Source organism: Variovorax saccharolyticus, from assembly GCF_030316765.1.
Classification (GTDB): Bacteria; Pseudomonadota; Gammaproteobacteria; order Burkholderiales; family Burkholderiaceae_C; genus Variovorax; species Variovorax saccharolyticus.
The window spans coordinates 344,086-365,355 of record NZ_JASZYT010000004.1; the positions used below are offsets into that span (position 1 = coordinate 344,086).

Here is a 21,270-nt window from a genome sequence, read left to right on the forward strand (position 1 = left end):
TCGCGAAGGACTCCTTCTGGCCGACCACGGTAGTACGCGAGCATAGGCCCAACTTCCGCTCCCGCTGCACGCCGTCGCAACCGAGGGGCGACTCTCCGGAAATGGCCGGCAGCAGCCTAGTCTCTCATTCCCTGAAGGGCCGAGCCGATGCCGCGCTGCAACAGCGACCAATCGAAGCCGATCATTAGCGCTCGATAGCCTCTGTCCCTCATCGCACGCCCCTGTTCGGCGCTGGTCGCAACGCCTCCAAGAACTATGCTGCTGCCATCGATTGCTTTCTCGAACTCGGCAATCGCGGCTTGAACGTCAGGGTGGTCAGGACGGCCGCGCTGGCCCATGCTCGTGGCGAGATCGCCCGGACCGATGAAGACCATGTCGAGACCCGGTGTTCTCGCGATCTCGGCGACGGACTCCATCGCTCCAATGCTCTCGAGTACGCCGATGGCAAGAATCTCATCGTCGGCCGCGGCAAGATACTCGCTCATTGTCCTGCCCCATCTCAGTGGGGCGAAAAATGGACCCCAAAGGCGTTCGCCAAGCGGCGGGTAGCGCACTGCCTTGACTATGCTCAAGGCATCCTCCCGGCTGCTCGTCATCGGAAAGCACACGCCCATGGCACCGAGGTCCAGGGGGATCTTTGCGTGCCACGATTCCTTGCCGCTGACGCGGACCAAGGGGACCAGCGGCGTTCCACCCGTTGCCGCAATCATCGCGTGAGCGCTTTGCGCATCGATCGGGCCGTGCTCCATGTCCACGATCATGAAGTCCAAGCCAGACCGGGCCAAGACTTGCACGGTCTGCACGGAAGGGATCGTCGCCATGGCGCCAAATGCGCACGCCCCGGAGGCCCAGACATCACGCAGGCGATTGAGGCTTGGCATCTGCTCGGCTTCGGAAGAGGTCATGGCAGTACTCCTCGCTGAGTGCTCCCCGTTGGCTTGGATCATAAGCCCGCTCTTGGCCGCCAGTTCTAGCCCGTGATCCAGGCTCGAACGCGTGCTTCAGACTGCGTCAAGCGCCTTCAGGATGGCATCCAGCATCGTCTCGGAGGGCATTGCGCCCGAGAATGCCGACGACCCGTCGAGCACAAAGAACGGCACTCCTTGAATCGGATAGCAGGTGGCCACAGGGCTCCTCCCGCCGGCGCGCGATTCATCGGCTCCAGGGCTGCTGCACACATCTCGCTGTAGTCCGCATTCCAGCGCCAGTCGCTCAAGCACGGAGCCATCGCCGACGTCCTTCCCCTCAAGGAAGTAGGCCGTGAAAATGCGATCGACCAGCTTCGCCTGCCGAGCCGGGTCAGCGCGCTCCATCAACGCGTGAGCCTTGGCCGTGTTCGGCAAGACCTGGATTCGATCGAATGCAAACTGGACTCCCGCCGTGTCGCCGGCTTGCTGCACCTGGGCGCGGCGCCTGGTGACGGCTTCGGAACTGCCCAGACGTGCCACATAGAAGGCTTGATAAGGCACCCCGCCTTCTGGGGTGTCGGGCAGCAAGGCATGCGACCGCCAGAAGACATCGAGATGCACGTCCTGCCGCAGTTCGGCAAGCTTGCGCGCGGCGGCGTCCAGATGCCGCTTGTCGATCAGGCACCACGGGCAGACGAAATCGAAGAAGACCTCGATTGTCAGAGAACGCATCGCCTCCACTCCTTCCGCGCTCTTCGATACAGCCATCGATGCAGGCAATTTCATGAACCAGGTCCCCATAAGTCAGAGGCCGACGTACGCCCCGGCCTGTCCGGCGATCACGCCGCCGCTGCAAATCTACCGCCCGATCGCAGGTGCCGCCCCCTCCCTCGCGGAGGGGGCGCCCGGGTGTCCCTCGCGCCAAAATTCAGTGCCGTCGTGAGCGCCGATCCCGGAACAGGAGTGAACGCTCGCGAGCACTTTCTGCTTTTTTGACTTCAGCTATGTTCAAGCCGTCCCCAACCGCTACCAAGCCATGAGCATTCCACCGCGTGAATGGTGGGTATTCGTACACGCTCGCGATGTTGGATACATCGGGACCGTGAAGGAATCCACCGAGGAACTCGCTCGTCTTGCGGCCCTGTCGAAGTACGCCAAGAAGGGTGAGCGCGCCAGGCTGTCCAAGGGCCGACAAATGCGGCGCCCTGAGATCATGCACATCTATGAGGATGATGACTTCGATGTGAGGCCCGAAAGAACGCGCCCGCCCGCTTAGCCTCGGCGAACCGTTCAGGCGCGGATATGCAGGGGTGCGAACGACTTCACCAAGTCGTCCAACGCCTTCAACTGCGCGAGGAATGGCTCCAACTGGTCCAGCGGCAGAGCGCTGGGACCATCGCATTTGGCCTGCGCTGGGTCAGGATGGGCTTCAAGAAAGAGGCCCGCCAGGCCTACGGCGAGGCCGGCACGCGCCAGCTCAAGCACTTGCGCGCGTCGCCCGCCAGAGACGGCGGCATTCGCGTCGCGCTGCTGGAGGGCGTGGGTAACGTCGAAGATGACGGGCAGGTCCCCGGTGACCTTCTTCATGACGCCGAAGCCAAGCATGTCCACCACCAGGTTGTCGTAGCCGAAGCAGGTCCCTCGGTCGCACAGAATGACGGGGGAGTTCCCCGCCTCCCCGATTTTCTCGACGATGTTGAGCACTTGCGGCGGGCTCAGGAACTGCGGCTTCTTGACGTTGATGACCTTGCCCGTCCTGGCAAGAGCGACGACGAGATCAGTCTGGCGGGCGAGAAACGCAGGCAGCTGCAGAACGTCCACCACTTCGGCGACGGGTTTCGCCTGCCATGGCTCGTGGACGTCGGTGAGGACGGGAACGCCGAACTCAGCCTTGACGGCCTCGAAGATTCTCAGGCCCTCCTCCAAGCCGGGGCCTCGGAACGAATGGATAGACGAGCGATTCGCCTTGTCGAAACTCGCCTTGAAAATGTAGGGGATGCCAAGCTTTCGCGTGACTCGGACGTATTCCTCCGCAGCACGCAGGGCCATGTCCTTCGACTCGAGTACGTTCACGCCGCCAAACAGGACAAAGCCATTGCTGTTGCTGACGTTGATTGCGGAGGTGATGGCGACAGTCGTCAAGATGGTTCTCCAGTAGTGATGCTCGCATTCTCCCGCGCCGGTCGACCAGGAAATCACGCCCTTGGCCACCAGCGGCTACCGGACACAGTGCTGGGACTGCTCAACCCGCTTCCGCAATTGCCTTCCTGCGGTTCATGCAACCGAGTGCTTCGGCGCGTCGACTTGCTCCAGCTGACCCCCTGCCAGGCTCTGGCGGGTCGAAGCCTGGTTCAGCAGGTCATGCGGAAACCCCAGACTGGGCGTACCCGCCGCGTTCAGCTGCGAAAGTTGCTGTTCTGTGAGGCGCACATCCGCAGCGGCAAGGTTGTCCTCAAGCTGTACCACCGACTTCGGCCCGATGATGGGGATGGCACCGCGTGCTGCAACCCAGGCGATGGCCACCCGTCCCGGGTTCGACCCCGTCTCTTCGGCGACAGCTTGCAGGGCGTCAAGGACCGCGCCTTTCTGCGCGCTGTCTTCCTGGTGGATGAGCACGCCCAGCTGAGTCGCGCGGCCCACTTCGCCACGACGGTACTTGCCGGTGAGAAGACCTCCGCCCAGCGGCGACCAGGCCACCGTGCCGAGGCCCAGTGCCTGCGCCATCGGCAGCAACTCTCGTTCGGCTGTGCGCTCGACCAGGCTGTACTCCAGCTGGACGCCAGCGATGGGAAGCGAGCCCCGAACCTCGGCCAAGGTGACGGCACGGGACACGCGCCACGCCGGGAAGTCCGACAGGCCCGCGTACACAATCTTGCCGGCTCGCGCCAGGTCGTCCACGCCGCGCAGCACTTCCTCCATCGGCGTGACTCCGTCGGGCATATGGACCCAAAGGAGGTCGATGCGGTCGGTCTTCAGCCGCTTCAGGCTGGATTCGACGGACTGGACCATGACCTTTCGCGAGTTGCCGGTCGCCGCAACGCCAGCTTGCGCCGGCGTGGGGCCCAGCGTGAACTTGCTGGCGAGCACAATCTTTTCGCGAACCGGCGCAATCAGGTCGCTGAGCAGCGTCTCGGACTGGCCGGCCTGGTAGTTGTCGGCCGTATCGATGAAGTTGCCACCGGCCTCGACGTATCGACCGAACATGCGACGGGCTTCATCCGGCTCGGCGCCGTAGCCCCACGCCGTCCCGAAGTTGCCCGTGCCGAGGGCCAGTTGGGAGACTCGCAAACCGGTGTGGTTGCCAAAAACTTGGTAGCGCATGGTGGTCCTCTGGGTGAACTGCTTTGAATTTGTCGCACTGGTGAAGACGCAGCACGTTCCCAGGAGGGGGATGCGTTGTCTACCCCTGAAGGTTAGAGTCGTCTCCCTGATTGTTCAAATCGATTGAAAACATGATTGATATCAACGAGCATGATTTTCATCGGCTCGACCTGAATCTGCTGCTCGTCTTCACGGCACTGCTGCGCGAGCGAAGCGTCACCCGAGCCGCCAGGCGCCTCTACCTCGGACAGCCGGCCATCAGCGCATCCCTGGCCCGACTGCGCGCCTTCGCCGGTGACGACCTGTTCGTGCGCACCGCGCAGGGGATGGAGCCGACCGCCCATGCACTCGATCTCGCGGAGCGGCTCAAGCCGGTCCTCGAAGGCCTGAGTGCCGCGCTCTTCACGACCAGCGCCTTCGACCCATCCTCGAGCGACCGCACGTTCTCCCTCGGCATGTTCGACATCGGGGAAGTCACGCTCGGCCCTGAGTTGCTGGGCGACATGGAAGCGGAGGCACCTCGCGTGCGGCTTGCACTTCGACCGGTCGACCGGGCCAACGCAGTCGCTCAGCTCGAGGCGGGGACACTGGACCTTGCCATCACGGATATTGGCGCCACGACGCAGTGGATACGCACCAAGCCGCTGTTCCAGGAGTTCTTCGCCTGCATCTTCGACCCCAAAGTGGTCCGGGCTCGGATTCCAATCAGCCTAAAGGACTATCTTGCATACCCTCATCTGCTGACCTCATTCGGGGGCGAATTCGTCGGCTACGTCGACGAGGTGCTGGCGCAGCGTGGTCTTGCCCGGCACGTCACGATGACCACCACCCGTTTCAGCACATTGCCGTTCGTGCTGCGACGCTTTCGGGGTATCGCTTCACTTCCGGGCACGGCAGCGCGGGAGCTGGGCGGCGCGCTGGGCCTCACCGTGAGCCCGCTGCCCGTCGAGGTTCCACCGGTAGACCTCTCGCTCGTCTGGCACGCTCGTCACGAGACCGATGCCGGGCACCAGTGGCTCCGCGAACTGGTCTACCGCGTGTGCATGCGATTTGCGCCGCCGGAGAGCAACGGGCCCAAAGATTCGGACAGTTCAAAGGGAAGCGCTCGGAAGGCTCGTCGACGCTGACAGGGCCCGCTCGTCATGGACCAACGGCTGATGCCTCGTGCCACCTGGCGCGCAAACCGCGCTGCGCAGCCGGTCGATCGCAGGCTCGTGCGACAAAACGTTCCTTGCCCGTTGATTTCAGAGGGCGATCTCCCTTCACCGTCGTCTTCATGTGGAGTAGTGAACACGATGCTCGTAGGCCCGCTGGCTATGATCCATTCGCTGGCTTACTCCCACCTCTCCCATGCAACGTTTCACGATCTCGCTAGATGACGACCTCGCGACCCAGTTCGACGCGCTGATTGCGGACAAGGGCTACATCAACCGCTCGGAAGCGGTACGCGACCTGATCCGTTCGCAGCTCGGCAGCGCGACGCTGAGCCAGCCGACTCGCGACAAATCGGGCTGGTGCGTTGCCAACGTCAGCTACGTGTATGACCACCACGAACAGACAGTCACCGGCCGCGTCCTCGACCTGCAACACGATCATCACGATCTGGTGATCACGAGCCTCCACACCCACCTCGACCATGACCATTGCCTCGAGACGGTGGTGTTGCGCGGCCCGACCGCAGCCGTGCAGGCCTGCGCAGATCAGCTCGTGGCGCTCCGTGGCGTGCGTCATGGCAACGTTCACCTGGTGCCGCTCGACAGCGGTGGCGAGCGGCACACCCATGGCCACGGCCACGGCAAGGGCCACGCCCACATGAAACCGGTCAACTGAGCGTCTGCGCCGGTTGGCGTATGTCGCTGACGCGCATTTGTATGAACAATTTAAGTTTTGTCATACAGAAATTCGTTCATGCGTCGCGCCTGCTGCCTGCCTCATGCCCTCTTCATCGCCACCTCGTGGAGCGGCGGCGCCTGGGCCCAGGAAATCCATCTGCCTGAAGTCGAGGTCCGCGGGCCCCGCGATGCGGCCATCGGCTCGGCCGACAGCGCCAGCGAGGGGGCGGCGGAGCGGCAGGTATTCCAGGCGCGTCCCAAGCTGCGCCCGGGGGACATCATCGAGGCCGTGCCGGGGGTGGTGGCGACCCAGCATTCGGGCGACGGCAAGGCCAACCAGTACTTCCTGCGCGGCTTCAACATCGACCATGGCACCGACTTCTCGATGAAGGTCGACGGCATGCCGGTCAACATGCCGACCCACGGTCACGGCCAGGGCTATGCCGACCTCAACTTCCTGATCCCCGAGCTGGTCTCGGGCGTCAGCTATCGCAAGGGCCCGTACTTCGCCGACAACAGCGACTTCGCGTTGGCCGGCAGCGCCACCATCGACTACCTCAGCGCGCTCGACGCGCCTTTTGCCGAAGTGACCTTCGGCTCCAACAACTACCGCCGCTTGCTGGCGGCCGGTTCACGCACGCTGCAGGACCAGACCTGGATGGGGGCGGTTGAGCTGGTGGGCAACGACGGCCCCTGGGACGTGCCCGAGAACCTCGGGAAGGCCAACGCCCTGTTGCGCTACTCGCAGGGCTCGCCATCGCGCGGCTTCAGCATCACCGGCATGGCCTACAAGGCCAGTTGGAACTCGACCGACCAGGTGCCTCAGAGGTTGATCGACAGCGGCGAACTGCCGCGCTTCGGCTCGCTCAATCCCACCGATGGCGGTGAGAGCCAGCGCTACAGCCTCTCGGGCAAATGGTTCGACAAGAGCGAGGTCGGCGAGACCAACGTCAGCGCCTACGCGATGGCCTACCGCTTCGACTTGTTCTCGGATTTCACCTACTTCCTCAACAGCCCGGTCAATGGCGACCAGTTCGAACAGACCGATCGCCGGAACGTGTTTGGCGCACAGGCTTCACACCAGATGCCCACCAAGCTTGGTGTGTTCGACGGCGTGCTCAGCTTCGGTGTGCAGTGGCGGGCAGACCGCATCGGCGAGGTGGGCCTGTACAACACCGAATCGCGCGAACGGCTCTCTACAGTGCGCAGCGACAAGGTGTCGCAGGATCTGCTGTCGGTGTATGCGCAGCAGTTGGTCCAGTTCAACGAGCGCTGGCGTGGCTATGTCGGGCTGCGCGGCGATATCCTGCGCTACGACGTCGAAGGGCGTGAACCGGTATACGGCCCGGTCAACAGCGGTAGCGGTCAGGATTCTCTTGCGAGCCCGAAGGCCGGCCTCATCTTCACTCTGTCGCCGCAGCAGGAGTTCTACCTCAACGCCGGGGTTGGCTTTCACAGCAACGACGTTCGCGGGGCGACGATCACGACCGATCCGCAGACGGGCTTGCCGGCCGATCGTGTGCCGGCGCTCGCGAAGGGCCATGGTGCCGAGCTCGGCTGGCGGTTTCAGCCGAACGAGGATGTCACCGCGACCGTGGCGCTGTGGCAGCTTCGACTGGATTCCGAACTGATCTACGTCGGCGATTCCGGATCCACCGAGCCCGGCCGGGCGAGCAGCCGGCGCGGCATCGAGGCTACGCTGCGCTGGAAGCTGCCCAAGGGCTTTCGCTTCGATGTCGATGCCGCGTACTCGCGCGCGAGGGTTCCGCGGCGTACCGCCCGAGGGTGAAGGCAACCATGTCGACAACGCGGTCGAGAGCGTGCTTGCGACCGGCGTCACCTACATCCAGGGCCCCTGGACCGCTTCGCTCTGGCTGAGATACCTCGGCCCGCGGGCGCTCGATACGCTCAACACGGTACGCTCGCGCAGCAACACGCTGCTCAATGTCGGCGCGCGCTATGCCGTCAACCGGAGTCTGACGCTCGGGCTCGACGTCTTCAATCTGGCGGGAAGCAAAAGCAACGACATCGAGTACTTCTATGCCTCCTGCACCGCTGGCGAGATCGCGAGCGGTGCCTGCGGCGGCGGCATCGACGATCGGCATGTGCATCCCATGGAGCCCAGGAGCGCACGGGTCAGCGCCAGATGGACTTTTTGACGCAGTCGAGGGCCGGGCTCGAAAGCGTGCTTCAGCCTGGTTGGTGTGTCATGGCTGCCGGTCGAGCTCCGGGCGGCGCCGGAGCCAGTCGTTGCTGCCCTTCACTGGGGCGCGCTTCTTTGAGCGTCCGCGCGCACCTGAGCCGGGCTGGGCATGGTCGACACGACCTTGCTGTTCACGCGCGATCCGCTGGTCACGTTCTGATCGGGGGCGGCTGCGGCCGCCTCCGCCTGGGCCCGGACCACGGCGGGGTCGGCCGTCGACGTGAAGGGGTCCGCGCCGCGGGAGCCGCGTGTCACGTTCTGATTGGGTGCGCGCGCCGTGTCGATGGCCTGTTGCTGCACTGCCGCTGGGTCGGCCACCGAGGTGAACGGTTCGGCGCCGCGCGATCCACGCGTGACGTTCTGGTTGGGAGCGTGGGCGGCAGCGATCGCTTCGGCTTGCACCTCGGCGCGGCTGCGGCCGGCGGATGGCTGTGCATGCACCGAGCTTGCAAGCATCCACGCAATGGCCGTGGTCGTGACGATCTTGATGATGGGTGAGGTGTTCATGCTGATTTCCTTGGGGACTCGCGGCGGCTGATTTGCCGGCTATGACCCGAGGCTATGGGCCGCGTGTTGCGCGGCGATGACGATGCGTTCCTCGAACAAGGCGGCAGGGCCCGACAGCAATCTCACCAGGCCGTCGACGGGTCGACCACCAGCTTTCGGAGCACCAGGTAGCCGGCGTCCAGCGCCTCGATGTAGCTGTCGAAGCCGGCGGCCGACTCCAGCAGGGACTCGAACTCGACGGGTTCGGCGAACGACTCCATCACCACCCAGAAGAAGTGCCCGTCATCATGCTGCTTGACGGCCAGCGCGAGCGATTGGAACTCGATGGACATCGGTTGGATCTGCTCTATCCGATGGCAGCGCCCGCACTGAACAGGCAGCGGCACATGAATGCTCGTGGAGATTCCATCGCGGCGATGCTAGCGACGAACTGTGACAGTTTGCCGAAGCCTAGCTGCAGCGCGCCAGGCGACTTTCACCGCTTGAGCGCCCCCTCGAGCCGACTACGCGGTGGCGGCCTGAGCGTCTTGCAGCCGGACGATCTCCTGGATCGCAAGGGGCAGGTCGGCGACGCTGTCGATGACCAGGTGGGCCCCCGCCGCGCGCAGCCGCCTTTCCGCGTCGCGGCGCAGCGACTGGACCTCGGCCGGCGTCAACTGGCTCAGCGCCGCTTCGGTCAATCCCACCTCGTTGCCGGACAGCGTGACGCCCACGCACCACATCCCGGCATTGCGCCCTTCCTCGATGCCGGGAACCGTGTCATCCACCTTCACGCAGGCCCGCACGTCGCTCACCTGCAAGGCGAGCACGTTGGCCAGCGCCATGTAGGGACCGGGTCGTCCGCCGGCCGCAAGTTCGTCGCCTGCGACCACGTGGTCGGGAACGATGCCGGCACGCGCGGCCAGGGGCAACAGGACATCCAGCACCTGTCGTGGGTAGCCCGAGCAGGAGCCGATCTTCAAACCTTGCGCCCGCAGCCAAGCCAGCGTGTCGACGACACCGGGAATGGGCTGCGAATAGTCGCCCACCTTCTCGATCTGCATCGGCATGAAGCGCTGGTAGAGAGCATCGATGTCGTTGGGGCCGGGCGGGACACCGAAGCGTTGCTGCCACTGCGCGCCGATCGCCGGCTCGTCCAGCAAGCTGCGAATGTGATCCCGCTTCGACAGGCCCATGGGACCGCGCGCCTGCGCCAGGCTGATCTGGATGCCGAAGCTCGCGAAGGCATCCACGAAGATCTGCGTGGGTGCCAGCGAGCCGAAATCGACCAGCGTGCCGGCCCAATCGAAGATGACCGCCTGAAGCCGGTGGGAAGACAGCGCGGCAGGCGCAGAGGATTCGTTCATGGTGTCCGTTCGAGGGGGTGAAGAGAAAAGAACCCGGCCATCAGGCAGCGGCAATGAAGTTGCGGCCGCGCGCGCCGGCCAGCGCCTTGCGGATGCGGTCGCTCCAGTCCGCTTCCTGAATGCCGTAGCTCAGCGGATCGACGCTGACGCCCAGCCCCTGCAGGAAAGCGGACAAGCTCGCCGCGGCTTGGTCGATGTCGCTGGCCCCGAACACCGAGAGCAGCAGCGCGTCCAGCGCGGCGTCGCGGCCGGCAGCGAGCTGCATGATTCGCGGCAGGCTGAACGAGCACGCGATGCCGTGCGGCGTGCCGTGTTGGAGCGTGATGTCGTACGACAGCGAATGCGCCAGCGCGGTTCGCGTGTTGGAAAAAGCCAGGCCGGCCTGCAGTGCCGCGGTCGCGAGGCGCTCGCGCAGCTCGGGCCGGTCGGGCTGGGCCAGCAGTTGCGGCAGGGTGTCGATGATGGCGCGCGCCGCACTCACCGCGAGGCTGGCCGACACCGGGTTGCGATGCACGTTCCAGAGCGACTCGAGTGCATGCGACAGCGCATCGAGGCCGCTGGCCAGCGTGGCCGCATGAGGCAGGCTGAGCATCAGGTCGGCATCGACGATGGCGGCCTCGGGCCAGGTCCACGGAAGGTGCAGCGACAGCTTGCGTCCGCGCGCCTGGTCCCAGACGGTCGCCCAGGGCGTCACCTCGCTGCCGGTTCCCGCGGTGGTCGGAATGGCCAGCAGCTTTCGATGCGCCCCCGTCGTGCCCGGCGGCTCGGCGCCCTCGATGCGGGCCAGCAAATCGGCGAAGCGGCCCGTCGCCGATCGCGTGAGCATGACCTTCGCGCAGTCGATCACGCTGCCGCCGCCGAGCGCAACGATGCAATCGATGTCCGGATGGTCGCGCCACAGCCGTTCGTACAGGGGGGCCAGCCATTCGATGTCGGGATTGGGATGCACCTCGGTCTCGACCGCGGCAAGCCGGTCGCCCAGCAGTTTGCGGATGCTGTCGACGAGCCCGAGTTCGGTCGCCTCCGGAAAGGCGATGAGGATGGCGCGGCGTGGGCCGAGCAGCGCGGGCAGTTGCGACAAGGAGCCGCAGCCCGCGTGCACCTCGACGGGGTTGTAGTGGGTCCACATGGTTCAGTGCCTGCCGTCGCGCTGGATGCGATGGCGCAGTTGGCTGGAGAGCGTGTCGGCGACGATGACCATCACGGTGATGACGATGATGCAGGTGGCCGTTTCCGGGTAGCGGAAGAGCTTGAGGCTGCTCACGAGCTCGAAGCCGAGCCCGCCGGCTCCCACCATGCCCAGCACGGTCGCGGAGCGAAGGTTGACTTCGAAGCGGTACAGCACCACCGCGATCCAGGCCGTGACGACCTGGGGCAGCACGCCGTAGACGATGACCTGCAGCGGCCGCGCGCCGGTTGCACGCAGCGCCTCGATCGGCCCCTGGTCGATCTCCTCGATGGCATCGGCGAAGAACTTGCCGAGCATGCCGGCGCCGTGGAGCGCCAGTGCCAGCACGCCGGGGAAGGGCCCCAGGCCGACGGCCGAAACGAACACCAGCGCGAGGATCAGTTCATTGATGCTGCGCACCACGTTCAATGCCTGCCGCGTGATCCGGTAGATCCATCGGTTGCTCTGCAGGTTTCTGGCCGCGAGGAACGAAAGCGGAATGGCGGGCAGCACGGCCAGCAGCGTTCCCCAGACGGCGATCTGTACGGTTTCGAGCGCGGGTGCGACCAGCCGACCCAGGATGTGCAGGTCGGGCGGCAGGGTGCGGCCGAGGAAGTCGAGGATCTGCGGCAGGCCCGCCGCCAGTTCCGACCCACTGAGCTGCGCACCGTTGGCGCTCCATTGCAGTGCCCATGCCACGATGCAGAGGCCGATCAGCAGGTTGAACCAGCCCCGGCGGCCTTCGGGCAGCGGGCCGGTCCAGGCGTAGTTTTTCATGTTCATCCTCCCGTCGCCGCCATCAGGGGCATCGACAGCGCGGCCGGGCCGACCGCCTGCTTTCTCTCGTGGGCGGGCTGTGGCATGTAGATCCGGTCGATGTCGGCCTGGCCCATGGCCTCGGGAGTGCCATCGAACACCACTCGGCTTGCGCCAGCCCGACGATGCGGTCGGCGAACTCGCGGGCGTACTCGACCTGATGGAGATTGCACAGCACGGTGATGCCCAGGTCGCGCGAGGCATCGCGCAGGTACTGCAGCACCTTGCGCGAGGTCTGCGGGTCGAGACTCGCGACCGGCTCGTCCGCGAGGATCAGGCGGGGCCGCTGCGCGAGCGCGCGGGCGATGCCGACGCGCTGCATCTGGCCGCCCGACAGCGAATCGGTGCGTTCATGGGCCTTGTGCGCCAGGCCGACGCGGCCCAGGCATTCATGCGCCAGCGCCAGGTCGTCGCGACTGAAGAGATGCAGCACCGAAGCGAAGGTCGAAACCGCGCCCAGGCGGCCGGTCAGCACGTTCTTCAGGGCGCTCAACCGGGGCACCACGTTGTGGTGCTGGAAGATCATCGCAACGCGCTGCCGCAGGGCGCGGGTGTCGGCGCACTGCACCGCATCCATGCCGTCGACCTTCAGTTCGCCGCCGTCCGCCACCGCGAGGCGGTTGACGCATCGCAGCAGGGTCGACTTGCCGGCGCCCGACTCGCCGAGGACCACCACGAATTCGCCCGCGGCGGCGTCCAGGTCCACGCCGCGCAGCACGGCGTTGTCGCCATAGCGCTTGGTGAGATTCCGGATGCGGATCACTTCATGCTCCGCAGGTCGAGCTTGAGCACCTTCGCGGTGTCGCGAACGACGTTGTAGGCGGCGTCGTTGGTGGGCTGGAAGCCGTTGAGCACGCCCTGGTCGCCCCAAGGCAGGTCCTTGACGTTGGCCAGGGCCTTGGCGATCCTCGCCTTCAGCGCCGGATCGAGGTCCTTGCGCCAGACCATCGGCGATTCGGGAATCGGGTTCGACGACCAGACGATCTCCAGTTCATCCTGCTTCACCTGGCCCTTGGCGACGGCACTTGCCAGGATGCGGTCGGCCACGGCCGCGGCGTCGACCTTCTTGTTGGCCACCGCGAGGATGCTGGCGTCGTGCGAGCCCGAGAAGATCACGCGGCCGAAGAAGGCCTCCGGGTCGTAGCCGGCCTGCAGCAGGCCGCTCTTGGGGAACAGGTGGCCCGAGGCCGAGGTCGGGTCGACGAAGGCAAAGGTGCGGCCCTTGAGGTCGGCGGTCCTGGCGATGCCGCTGTCCTTGCGCGCAATGATCACGCTCTTGTAGGCGCTTTGCCCGGTCTTCTTGGTGACGGCGACCGCAAAGGCCTCCACGTCGGCCACCTGGCTGGCGAGCACGTACGAGAACGGGCCCAGGTAGGCGACGTCGGAGCTTCTTGGAGCGCAAGGCCTCGATCACGCCGTTGTAGTCGGTCGCGACGAAGGGCTTGACCGGCATGCCCAGCTGCTGCTGCAGGCTGTCGAGCACCTGGCGGCTGCTCTGGATCATCGCCTGCGAGTCTTCGGCCGGGATCAGTCCGATGGTGAGTGGCTGGTCGGCCAGCGCCGGCAAGGCGGCGGCGCAAAAGGTCAGGGCGAGCAGGCTGCGGCGCAGGCGAAGGTGGGTGGTCATGGTGCTTCTCGGAGGGGGTGACGGGTTGGGGACTAGCGCGAGGTTAAGAACGCCATGTGACACCCTCATATCAAGACGATCACGGATTTGTCACACATCCATCTACAAAATCTATGGATGTCAGCAGCCAAGCTCCGCGCCTTTCTTGCCGTTGCCCAGCACGGGAGCTTCAGCGCGGCGGCTCGCGCCGTGGGCCTGAGCCAGCCGACCTTGACCACCCAGGTGCAAGCCCTGGAGCGCCAGCACAAGGTCGTGCTGTTTCATCGGCAGGGCCATCGCATCGAGCTGACCAGCGTCGGCGAGCGTCTGCTGCCGATCGCCCGCCAGATCGCGTCGCTCGAACTCGATTCGTACAACCTGCTGCACGACAGCGGCGACCTGCAATCGGGTGAACTCCGGCTCGGCGCGGTCGGGCCGTTTCACGTCATCGAGATGGCCGACGCCTACCGCAAGCGCTATCCGCGCCTCGAAGTCTCGATCCGGATGGGCAACTCGTCCTCGGTGCTCAAGGACCTCGAGGACTACTCGGTCGACATCGGTGTGCTGGCCCGCTCCCACGAGGTGCCGGGCTTCTGCGCCACGCCGTATGCGCGGCACGCGCTGATCCTGTTCGTCCAGCGCGACCATCCGTTCGCCAGCCGTGGCGTGGTCCGGTTGGAGGAGCTGCATGGCCAGCCGCTGCTCCAGCGCGAGAACGGCTCGAGCACCCGTCGCGCACTCGACGAGGCGCTCGCGCGCGGGCGTACGGCCGAAGGTCGCCATGGAGATCGGCAGCCGGGAGGCGATCCGCGAAGCCGCGGCGCGCGGCATGGGCATCGGCGTGGTCTCCGAAGCGGAGTTCATTCCGGATGCGCGCCTGTGCACCGTTCGAATCGAGGGCGACCCCGCCGTCACGCAGACCTACCTGTATTGTCTCCAGGTACGGCGCGAGAGCCGGGTGCTCGCGTCCTTCTTCGATGTCGCGCTCAAGCTGCGCCCTCAGGCCTGGATGTAGGCACGCAGCTGGTCGATCGTCTGTTCATGATCGGCAATGATGTCATCCATGAGATCCCGGATGGAGATCATGCCGATCACCTTGCCCGCGTCGACCACCGGAAGATGGCGGATCCTCTTGTTGCTCATCAGGCTCATGCACTCGCGCGTGCGAGTGGTGGGTGTGACGGTCATGACGTTGGGCGTCATGATCTCGGAGACCTGCACCGACTTGGAGCTCTTGCCCTGGAGGTCGACCTTGCGCGCGCAGTCCCGTTCGGAGACCACACCGACGAGCGTGCCGTCGGCGATCACCATCAGTGCCCCGACCTCGTAGAGAGCCAGCAATCCCAGCGCATCCAGTACGGTGGCCTCCGGTACGGTGCGCCAGGCGGACGAGTCGCGACGTTTGAGCAGTTCCGATACTGATTTCATGGGGCACTCCTCTGGTTGGTTGGAAACGCCACGCAAGAGCTGCGCCCAAACGCCTTTCGTTACGCTCGCGTCGTTTTCTCGTGACCCGGCAGGCGCAGTTTCGGGGTCCTGCGGCAGCGGCAACCCCAACTGCCGCATGACGGCATGCTCTTCCGCGATCGTCGCCAAAGCTTCGCCGTCAAGCCAGACGACGAATGCCTCGGCAGGATTGGCCGTTCCGTGCAGCAAGCTGAAATAGGCTGGCTCGAACTGCCCAAGACCGGTGCGTGGCGCAATCGCGAGCCAAGGGGCGGCTGCGGCCTCGAAGCGCAGCGACGCCGCCTCGAGGCGGGCGAGCAGAGTCCGCCCGCCCCAATCGGTGCGCCGCTTCTCGATCTCCGCGGGGCCGAAGAAAATCCTCACGGGCGGACCCGTCAGGTCGAGGAACTCCGCCGATGGTCGTCGGTGCGTGGCACCCACCCGGAGCGAGCACGCCAGCTGTGCGCCGAAACGCCTGTGCACCTGTTGTCGAAGCGCTGCATCGCCCGAGAAATCGACGTATGCCACGGGCAGGGCCGGCATCAAGCCGTGCAGTTGCTCGTAGGCCAGGACTTGGTCGAAGCACCCGGTGGACCGCACGAAGCCGCCATGCCGTGCCGAACTCAGGCCGCACACATGGACTCTGCCGCGCTGTCGCAGGAGGAACGCAGTGCCCAGCGCGGTCTTGCTCGATGCGCTGGAGAGCAGGACGGTGCGAGCGCCGAAGAATCCGTGGCCGGCCAGATGGTCGTCGAGCACGAAGCTGGTGAAGAACAGGGGCCGAAGCACGGCGTGCAGGTCTTCGCGAGCGGGTTCGACGGCGCTGCGTGCATACCGGCGATAGGGGGCAGCGCTCGAAGCCCGCGTTCCGCTCGTATCGCAGAAGCCCGATCGCGTCACCTCGCCCGGCTCGACCACCAGACAGGTCGACATCGGCAGCAAGCCGAACACCCTTTCGCCGTGGGCGATCAGCGGATGGCGTGAGCGGGCGACCGTGGCGAAGCCCCAGACCGGCAGGCGGCCCCAGGGAGCCGGTGCCGGGAAGAGATCCCAGAATGCAGCGCCGAAGTCGGTGCCCGCATAGCTGAGATTGTTGGCGCTCAGTGCGAACCGATCGACGGCGAGCAGGATCTGTCCTTCCTGAAGATCCGGCACCGCGGCCGGCCTGACTTCCAGCTTGCCGAGGTCTGTGCGATGGATGTGCACGTCGATGGGATCACTGATGCTCAGGTCCATGGAAGTCTCCCGCCCAGCCCCTCGTCAGCGCGGGATGCGCAGGAGAGCAGGGCCTGGGCGCTTATTGTTCCGGTGTGTCGGCGAGGGCGCCATTGCAAGGAGCGGTGCGACGTTGCGCACGGTGCAAGCTGCAGCGGCCGCTCAGTGGATCGCCTCGAAATCCCTCAGCGTGGATCGTGCCGCGGCCCGCACCCACTTGCAGAAGGCGGCGACCTCGGAACGACGCTGCGCCCGTTCGTCGCCACAGGCCAGGAAGTAGCTCACGCCGAGAGCTGCGCGCTCCGGCGCGAACAGCCGCAGTCGACCGGTATCCAGCAGCCGCTCCGAAAGAAACGGGGTCGCGATGGCCACACCGAACCCGGCGGCCGTGGCCTCGTAGAGCAGCGAGGCCGTGTCGTAGCAGACCGGGTCTCCCACGGCGGGGCCTCGGTAGCCCGCGCCCGCAAGCCAGGTTCGCCACAGGTCATGCGGCCAGCGAACGCCCAGCAGCTGATGGCGCGACAGGCCGGCCAGGCCGGTCGATGCACCAGCTTCCGCCAGCAGAGACGGGGAGGCGACCAGCATCCCGGCCAGTTCGGCCAATGGTTCGACCGCCAATCGACCCCAGTCGCGGGGGCCCGAGACGATGGCGACGTCGGCGTCGCCGCGGGCGAGCTGTGCAAGATCGCGGCTGACGTCGAGTTCAATCCTGATGTCCGGAGCCTCGGCCATGAATCCGGGCAGGTGCGGGGCCAGCCAGCTGATCGTGAACGAGTGGGGTGCCATGATTCGCAGCGAACCGGCCCGGCCTGCTCCGGGCGTGGAGGCCTTCCTGATCGCGTCGATGGGTGCGGCGATGGCGCGCAGGTATTCGCGCCCCGTCGCGTTGAGAACCACACGCGGCCCCGAACGATCGAACAGGCTGGTTCCGAGGAAGTGCTCCAGCGCCTGGATGCGTCGCGAGAAGGCCGGTGCGCTGATGGCCAAGGCGTCCGCTGCTTCCCTGAAGCTCGCTGCATCGGCGGCCTGGAGGAAAGCCTCGACGGCATCGAGCGGCGGGGTTTGACGCTTCATGGCGACTCGATGATCCGCGCGAGGCGCCCCGGCGTCAGTCGCCTTGGCGCCTCGAAGGGTTGGGTGCCGGGAGCGAAAGAGCGGGGAGGCCGTCGGGCTTGGCTGCCGCAGCTAGCGCAGCGCCTGCCTGGCGCGATCTGCCACCGCGCGCAGGAAGCGAGCGGGGCCGCCATGGCCCGCAGCGAGCGGCGGCTCTTCGCCGGGGTAGCGGCATCGCATCAGTTCTTCCTGGCCCTTCTGCGTGATGGCGAGAACCTGCGCCGACCGTTCGGGGCCGGAGAGCGTGAACGGGCTTCCGGGACCTGGCACGAAGGCGATCACAAGGCCGGCTGCGCGAAGGATCCGCACCTTGTCGTCTCCTCGTCACGACAGCGTCACCTGGACCACGGACAGTCGCCCCGTGCGCAAGCCCCGCGCTTGTCGAAGCCGATGGCTGAACCAGGAGTCCACCATGCCGACGAACCGTCTGATGCTCACCTGTGCGCTGACTGCTCTTGCAGCCGGCATCGGTGCACTTCCGGTGCACGCGCAGACCGGCGCCGCCGGGCAGCGACAAGCCACCGTCGATGCGGACGACCACCGCGACCGGGACCGCGAGGATGATCGCGGACGGGACGGGCGTCGAGGCCGAGACCGCGATGACGATCGCCACGGCCCTGCGCGCGAGCCGATCAAGGTCAAGATCATCGGGTTCAACGACTATCACGGCAACCTTCAGTCGCCCGGCACCTTTGGCGTCAACACGCTGGTGCCGGCAGCGCAGCGGCCGGCAGTGGGCGGTGCCGAGTACCTCGCGGCCTACGTCGCCCGCTTGAAGTCGCAGAACCTGATGAACGTGGTGGTCGGCGCCGGCGATTTCATCGGAGCATCGCCGCTGGTCTCCGCCCTGTTCTTCGACGAGCCCGCGGTCGAGACATTGAACAGGATCGGCGTCGAATTCAATGCCGTCGGCAATCACGAGTTCGACAAGGGATCGGCGGAGCTCAGGCGACTCCAGAACGGCGGCTGCAAGCTCACGGATGGCGTGCCCGACCCGAACAGCTGCAAGGGCCTGGGCTCGAATGCACCGGGCAGTTTCGACGGCGCCAGGTTCAAGTGGCTCTCCGCCAACGTCTTCGAAACCGCCACCGGCCGGACCCTGTTCCCGCCCTACGGCATCAAGACCTTCCACGGCGCCAAGGTCGCCTTCATCGGCATGACCTTGAAGGGCACGCCCGCCATCGTCACGCCGACCGGCGTCGCCGGTCTCGAGTTCCGCGACGAGGCGCAGACGGTCAATGCGCTGGTGCCCCGGCTGCGGGCGCAAGGCGTGCAGGCGATCGTCGTGCTGGTCCACCAGGGCGGGTTCCAGAGCAGTCCGAACGTCGGCGACATCAACGGCTGCGACGGCGACCTGAAGAATGCCGACGGCAGCGATTCCGAGATCGCGACGATCGTCAAGCGCCTCGGGAACGGCGTCGACCTGGTGATCAGCGGGCATACCCATGCGGCCTACAACTGCTCGGCGAACACGGTCGACGTGAAGAGCGTCGACGGGGTCGCCGTGAGCACGCCGCGCCCGACCGGATTGCCGAACCGGAACGGTCGGCTGATCCCGGTCACGAGCGCGAGCGCGTTCGGCCGGGTGCTGACCGACATCGACCTGACGCTGCATCCGCGCTCGCACGAGGTGATCGCGGTGTCGGCCACGAACCGCCTCGTCGATCGAACCGATGTGGCGATCAACGCGGCGATCGCGACCGATCCCGGCGTGAAGAACATCGTCGAAGGCTACAAGGCGCTGGTGTCGCCGCTGGCGAACCAGGTGATCGGCACGGTCGCGGCGGCGCTGCCCAATTCCGCCAACAGTGCGGGCGAGATGCCGGCCGGCAGCCTCATCGCCGACGCCCAGTTGCAGGCCACGCAGCCGGTGGCACTCGGCGGCGCGGTGATCGCGTTCATGAACGCGGGCGGCGTTCGCAACCCGGGCTTCGCGGTCGCCGGTGCCAGCTATCCCTACAACGTGACCTATGGCAATGCGTTCACCGTCCAGCCCTTCGGCAACAGCCTGGTGACCATGACGCTGAGCGCGCAGCAGATCAAGGATTTGCTGGAGCAGCAGTTCGCCGGGTGCAAGGGGCAGACGGTACAGCGCGTCATGCAGGTGTCGAACGGCCTGAAGTACGCGTGGAGCGCCTCGGCGGCGCCCTGCTCGAAGATCGTCGAAGTGGTGCTGACGCCGACCGATGTCACGGTCACGCCGCCCGTGCCGCTGGGCGCGCCGGAGACCATCGTGGCCAACGGCGTGGTGCAGAACCCGACCCGGACCTACCGGGTCACGGTCAACAACTTCATGGCGACCGGAGGCGATGGCTTCACGGTGCTTCTCGGCGGCACCAACATGCTCGGTGGCGCGCAGGACATCGATGCGCTCACCGCCTACCTCAACGCCGGCTACAAGGCGCCGAAGCCCGCTTACGACCCGGCGCTGCCTGCGCTGGCGATTCCGCGCATCACCCAGGTGCCGTGACGGTTGGAACGCCGGCTTCCAGACATCGTGCCCTGTGCATGGTCGCGGTCGCCCTGGTCGCACTGGGCGTGCCCGGCGCGCCGGTCGACGCGCAACAGCAGGCCGTCGGCGCTGCGGCGCAATCCGCCGCAGCGATCACGGACATGCGCGCGCTCGATCCGGCTGTGGTGGCCGCCCGACTGGCGCTGCTGAGCCGGGCCGAAGCGGAACTCGCGCGCGGCGATACGCAGGCCGCCATCGACAGCTTCGATCGCGCCGCGATGATGCTGCACGCGCCTGACACCGAGATGGGATTGGTGCGGGCCTACATGCAGGCCGGGCAGTACCGGCGCGCGCTGGCGTTCTGTGCCCATGTCGCGGGGGCGCATCGCGAATCCGCGGCGGCGGGCGCGCTCTACGCCTGGCTGCTGCGCGCCGGCGGGCAGGCCGCGGTCTCGGAGAGTTCCTTGCGTGAAACGCTCGGCCGCACGCCGCAGGATCCGGTGGCGATCGAGGTGCGGCGGGCCTTCGCGGCCCCATCGCCCGTGGCGTCGGTGCCCCTGCTGCAAGTGCCGCATCGGATGGCGCCGCAGGCCTTGATGATGGGGACGCAACCCGAAGTGCCGAAGGCGGCCCGGCTGGTCTCGAGCGGCGTGCTGATCGCCGACGGAACGATGGCCCTGGTGCCCGGCGCGGCTGCGCGCGCCGTCGGCACCGGCACCCTGTGGGTGCGCAACGGACTCGGACGAACCACCCGCGCGCGCATCGAGCCGTCGAACGGCGTCGAAGCGCTGGGACTCGGCCTGCTGCGACTGGAGGCCGCGCTCGATGCGGGCGGAACGCTCGCCGTGGCGCCGCGCGATGCTTTCGCCGGAAGTCCCGGCTTCGCCGTGGCGTACACGGCCGGCGGCAGTGCCGACCCGGCCTGGCCATTGCTGAGCCCGGGCTTCCTCGGTGCGCCGGAAGGCGATGCTGGCCTGCGTCGCCTGGGCATCGAGATCGCCGACGGCCCGCACGGCGGGCCGGTTCTCGATGCCGGTGGAAGGCTCGCGGGCATCGTGCTGAGAGCTGCGGGTGGCGAGGCCCTGATGCTGCCCGCCTCCCGATGGCAGGATCTGGCGGAGATCGCGCCGGCAAGCGCGGCACGGATTCCGCCCGAGGCGCCCCGGCGATCGCTGCCGTCGAGTGCCCTGCCGCTCGACGAAGCCTACGAGCGCGGTCTGCGTGTGAGCTTGCAGGTGCTTGCGCTCCCAGGATCCGGCCTCGAGTGATCGTCGTTCGCAGCTTGGGCGTTCGGCGTGCCCATCGACGCGGCGCGCAGGATCGCGCGTCAACGCCGC

At 66.5% G+C, this 21,270-nt stretch carries 19 protein-coding genes and 3 pseudogenes; 8 read left to right on the top strand and 14 right to left on the bottom strand.

What is annotated here, in order from left to right:
* Window positions 1–116: 116 nt before the first annotated feature.
* A complete protein-coding gene (locus tag QTI45_RS15470) occupies window positions 117–905 on the bottom strand; it encodes an HpcH/HpaI aldolase family protein (protein ID WP_286654997.1) in 789 nt (262 codons plus the stop codon).
* 96 nt (window positions 906–1,001) lie between these two features.
* A complete protein-coding gene (locus QTI45_RS15475; protein WP_286654998.1) occupies window positions 1,002–1,694 on the bottom strand; it encodes a DsbA family oxidoreductase in 693 nt (230 codons plus the stop codon).
* Between the two features lie 316 nt (window positions 1,695–2,010).
* On the opposite strand from QTI45_RS15475, the gene QTI45_RS15480 reads away from it, so the two are divergent.
* The gene (locus tag QTI45_RS15480; protein ID WP_286654999.1) at window positions 2,011–2,184 is read left to right on the top strand and encodes a hypothetical protein; all 174 of its coding nucleotides are present in this window, start codon (window positions 2,011–2,013) and stop codon (window positions 2,182–2,184) included.
* 14 nt (window positions 2,185–2,198) lie between these two features.
* On the opposite strand, the gene kdsA is transcribed toward QTI45_RS15480, so the two are convergent.
* Window positions 2,199–3,050 carry a 3-deoxy-8-phosphooctulonate synthase gene (kdsA, locus tag QTI45_RS15485; RefSeq protein ID WP_286655000.1) on the bottom strand — a complete coding sequence of 284 codons (852 nt, stop codon included), beginning with the start codon at window positions 3,048–3,050 and terminating at the stop codon, window positions 2,199–2,201.
* 132 nt (window positions 3,051–3,182) lie between these two features.
* Entirely contained in the window at window positions 3,183–4,229 is a 1,047-nt protein-coding gene (locus QTI45_RS15490) for an aldo/keto reductase (RefSeq protein ID WP_286655001.1), read from the bottom strand.
* A 131-nt stretch (window positions 4,230–4,360) separates the two neighbouring features.
* Between QTI45_RS15490 and QTI45_RS15495 the strand changes: the two genes are divergently transcribed.
* The 4 genes from QTI45_RS15495 to QTI45_RS15510 all read left to right on the top strand — a co-directional run bounded on the left by QTI45_RS15495 (window position 4,361) and on the right by QTI45_RS15510 (window position 8,220).
* Entirely contained in the window at window positions 4,361–5,356 is a 996-nt protein-coding gene (locus QTI45_RS15495) for a LysR family transcriptional regulator (RefSeq protein ID WP_286655002.1), read from the top strand.
* 223 nt (window positions 5,357–5,579) lie between these two features.
* Complete coding sequence (nikR, locus tag QTI45_RS15500; protein ID WP_286655003.1) at window positions 5,580–6,059, top strand: nickel-responsive transcriptional regulator NikR; 480 nt, start codon at window positions 5,580–5,582, stop codon at window positions 6,057–6,059.
* A 78-nt stretch (window positions 6,060–6,137) separates the two neighbouring features.
* Window positions 6,138–7,850: a TonB-dependent receptor gene (locus QTI45_RS15505; protein ID WP_286655004.1), complete on the top strand. Its 1,713-nt coding sequence runs from the start codon at window positions 6,138–6,140 to the stop codon at window positions 7,848–7,850.
* Entirely contained in the window at window positions 7,801–8,220 is a 420-nt protein-coding gene (locus QTI45_RS15510) for a TonB-dependent receptor domain-containing protein (RefSeq protein WP_286655005.1), read from the top strand. Before QTI45_RS15505 ends, QTI45_RS15510 begins: the two co-directional genes overlap by 50 nt.
* A 101-nt stretch (window positions 8,221–8,321) precedes the next feature.
* Here the strand turns inward: QTI45_RS15510 and QTI45_RS15515 are convergent, their stop codons facing one another.
* From QTI45_RS15515 to phnD, 7 genes and pseudogenes are all read right to left on the bottom strand, one after another.
* Complete coding sequence (locus tag QTI45_RS15515; protein ID WP_286655006.1) at window positions 8,322–8,771, bottom strand: hypothetical protein; 450 nt, start codon at window positions 8,769–8,771, stop codon at window positions 8,322–8,324.
* Between the two features lie 122 nt (window positions 8,772–8,893).
* A complete protein-coding gene (locus QTI45_RS15520) occupies window positions 8,894–9,103 on the bottom strand; it encodes a hypothetical protein (protein WP_286655007.1) in 210 nt (69 codons plus the stop codon).
* A gap of 171 nt (window positions 9,104–9,274) precedes the next feature.
* Window positions 9,275–10,117: a phosphonoacetaldehyde hydrolase gene (phnX, locus tag QTI45_RS15525; RefSeq protein ID WP_286655008.1), complete on the bottom strand. Its 843-nt coding sequence runs from the start codon at window positions 10,115–10,117 to the stop codon at window positions 9,275–9,277.
* A gap of 40 nt (window positions 10,118–10,157) precedes the next feature.
* Window positions 10,158–11,246 carry an iron-containing alcohol dehydrogenase PsrA gene (gene psrA / locus QTI45_RS15530; protein ID WP_286655009.1) on the bottom strand — a complete coding sequence of 363 codons (1,089 nt, stop codon included), beginning with the start codon at window positions 11,244–11,246 and terminating at the stop codon, window positions 10,158–10,160.
* A gap of 3 nt (window positions 11,247–11,249) precedes the next feature.
* A complete protein-coding gene (phnE, locus tag QTI45_RS15535; protein ID WP_444813281.1) occupies window positions 11,250–12,062 on the bottom strand; it encodes a phosphonate ABC transporter, permease protein PhnE in 813 nt (270 codons plus the stop codon).
* A 2-nt stretch (window positions 12,063–12,064) separates the two neighbouring features.
* Window positions 12,065–12,864: pseudogene (phnC, locus tag QTI45_RS15540) on the bottom strand (phosphonate ABC transporter ATP-binding protein).
* Window positions 12,861–13,728, bottom strand: a pseudogene (phnD, locus tag QTI45_RS15545) (phosphonate ABC transporter substrate-binding protein). Before phnD ends, phnC begins: the two co-directional pseudogenes overlap by 4 nt.
* Before the next feature lie 117 nt (window positions 13,729–13,845).
* Between phnD and QTI45_RS15550 the strand changes: the two are divergent.
* Window positions 13,846–14,722 (top strand): annotated as a pseudogene (locus QTI45_RS15550) (LysR substrate-binding domain-containing protein).
* On the opposite strand, the gene QTI45_RS15555 reads toward QTI45_RS15550, so the two are convergent.
* The 3 genes from QTI45_RS15555 to QTI45_RS15565 all read right to left on the bottom strand — a co-directional run bounded on the left by QTI45_RS15555 (window position 14,707) and on the right by QTI45_RS15565 (window position 17,790).
* The gene (locus tag QTI45_RS15555; protein ID WP_286655011.1) at window positions 14,707–16,389 is read right to left on the bottom strand and encodes a DUF2855 family protein; all 1,683 of its coding nucleotides are present in this window, start codon (window positions 16,387–16,389) and stop codon (window positions 14,707–14,709) included. The pseudogene QTI45_RS15550 and the gene QTI45_RS15555 overlap by 16 nt on opposite strands.
* A 141-nt stretch (window positions 16,390–16,530) precedes the next feature.
* A complete protein-coding gene (locus QTI45_RS15560; RefSeq protein ID WP_286655012.1) occupies window positions 16,531–17,442 on the bottom strand; it encodes a LysR substrate-binding domain-containing protein in 912 nt (303 codons plus the stop codon).
* A 111-nt stretch (window positions 17,443–17,553) separates the two neighbouring features.
* Window positions 17,554–17,790, bottom strand: coding sequence for a hypothetical protein (locus QTI45_RS15565; protein ID WP_286655013.1), 237 nt, complete (start codon window positions 17,788–17,790; stop codon window positions 17,554–17,556).
* Window positions 17,791–17,893: 103 nt separating this feature from the next.
* Between QTI45_RS15565 and QTI45_RS15570 the strand changes: the two genes are divergently transcribed.
* A complete protein-coding gene (locus QTI45_RS15570; protein WP_286655014.1) occupies window positions 17,894–19,951 on the top strand; it encodes a bifunctional metallophosphatase/5'-nucleotidase in 2,058 nt (685 codons plus the stop codon).
* A gap of 38 nt (window positions 19,952–19,989) precedes the next feature.
* A complete protein-coding gene (locus QTI45_RS15575; RefSeq protein ID WP_286655015.1) occupies window positions 19,990–21,201 on the top strand; it encodes a tetratricopeptide repeat protein in 1,212 nt (403 codons plus the stop codon).
* The last annotated feature ends 69 nt before the right edge of the window (window positions 21,202–21,270 follow it).

Coding starts and splice junctions, on each gene's coding strand:
- QTI45_RS15575 (WP_286655015.1), top strand. CDS start 19,990: ATGGTCGCGGTCGCCCTGGTCGCACTGGGCGTGCCCGGCGCGCCGGTC.
- phnX (WP_286655008.1), bottom strand. CDS start 10,117: ATGAACGAATCCTCTGCGCCTGCCGCGCTGTCTTCCCACCGGCTTCAG.
- QTI45_RS15515 (WP_286655006.1), bottom strand. CDS start 8,771: ATGAACACCTCACCCATCATCAAGATCGTCACGACCACGGCCATTGCG.
- QTI45_RS15520 (WP_286655007.1), bottom strand. CDS start 9,103: ATGTCCATCGAGTTCCAATCGCTCGCGCTGGCCGTCAAGCAGCATGAT.
- QTI45_RS15490 (WP_286655001.1), bottom strand. CDS start 4,229: ATGCGCTACCAAGTTTTTGGCAACCACACCGGTTTGCGAGTCTCCCAA.
- nikR (WP_286655003.1), top strand. CDS start 5,580: ATGCAACGTTTCACGATCTCGCTAGATGACGACCTCGCGACCCAGTTC.
- QTI45_RS15470 (WP_286654997.1), bottom strand. CDS start 905: ATGACCTCTTCCGAAGCCGAGCAGATGCCAAGCCTCAATCGCCTGCGT.
- QTI45_RS15475 (WP_286654998.1), bottom strand. CDS start 1,694: ATGAAATTGCCTGCATCGATGGCTGTATCGAAGAGCGCGGAAGGAGTG.
- psrA (WP_286655009.1), bottom strand. CDS start 11,246: ATGTGGACCCACTACAACCCCGTCGAGGTGCACGCGGGCTGCGGCTCC.
- QTI45_RS15555 (WP_286655011.1), bottom strand. CDS start 16,389: ATGGACCTGAGCATCAGTGATCCCATCGACGTGCACATCCATCGCACA.
- QTI45_RS15495 (WP_286655002.1), top strand. CDS start 4,361: ATGATTGATATCAACGAGCATGATTTTCATCGGCTCGACCTGAATCTG.
- phnE (WP_444813281.1), bottom strand. CDS start 12,062: ATGAAAAACTACGCCTGGACCGGCCCGCTGCCCGAAGGCCGCCGGGGC.
- QTI45_RS15505 (WP_286655004.1), top strand. CDS start 6,138: ATGCGTCGCGCCTGCTGCCTGCCTCATGCCCTCTTCATCGCCACCTCG.
- QTI45_RS15570 (WP_286655014.1), top strand. CDS start 17,894: ATGCCGACGAACCGTCTGATGCTCACCTGTGCGCTGACTGCTCTTGCA.
- QTI45_RS15560 (WP_286655012.1), bottom strand. CDS start 17,442: ATGAAGCGTCAAACCCCGCCGCTCGATGCCGTCGAGGCTTTCCTCCAG.
- QTI45_RS15510 (WP_286655005.1), top strand. CDS start 7,801: ATGCCGCGTACTCGCGCGCGAGGGTTCCGCGGCGTACCGCCCGAGGGT.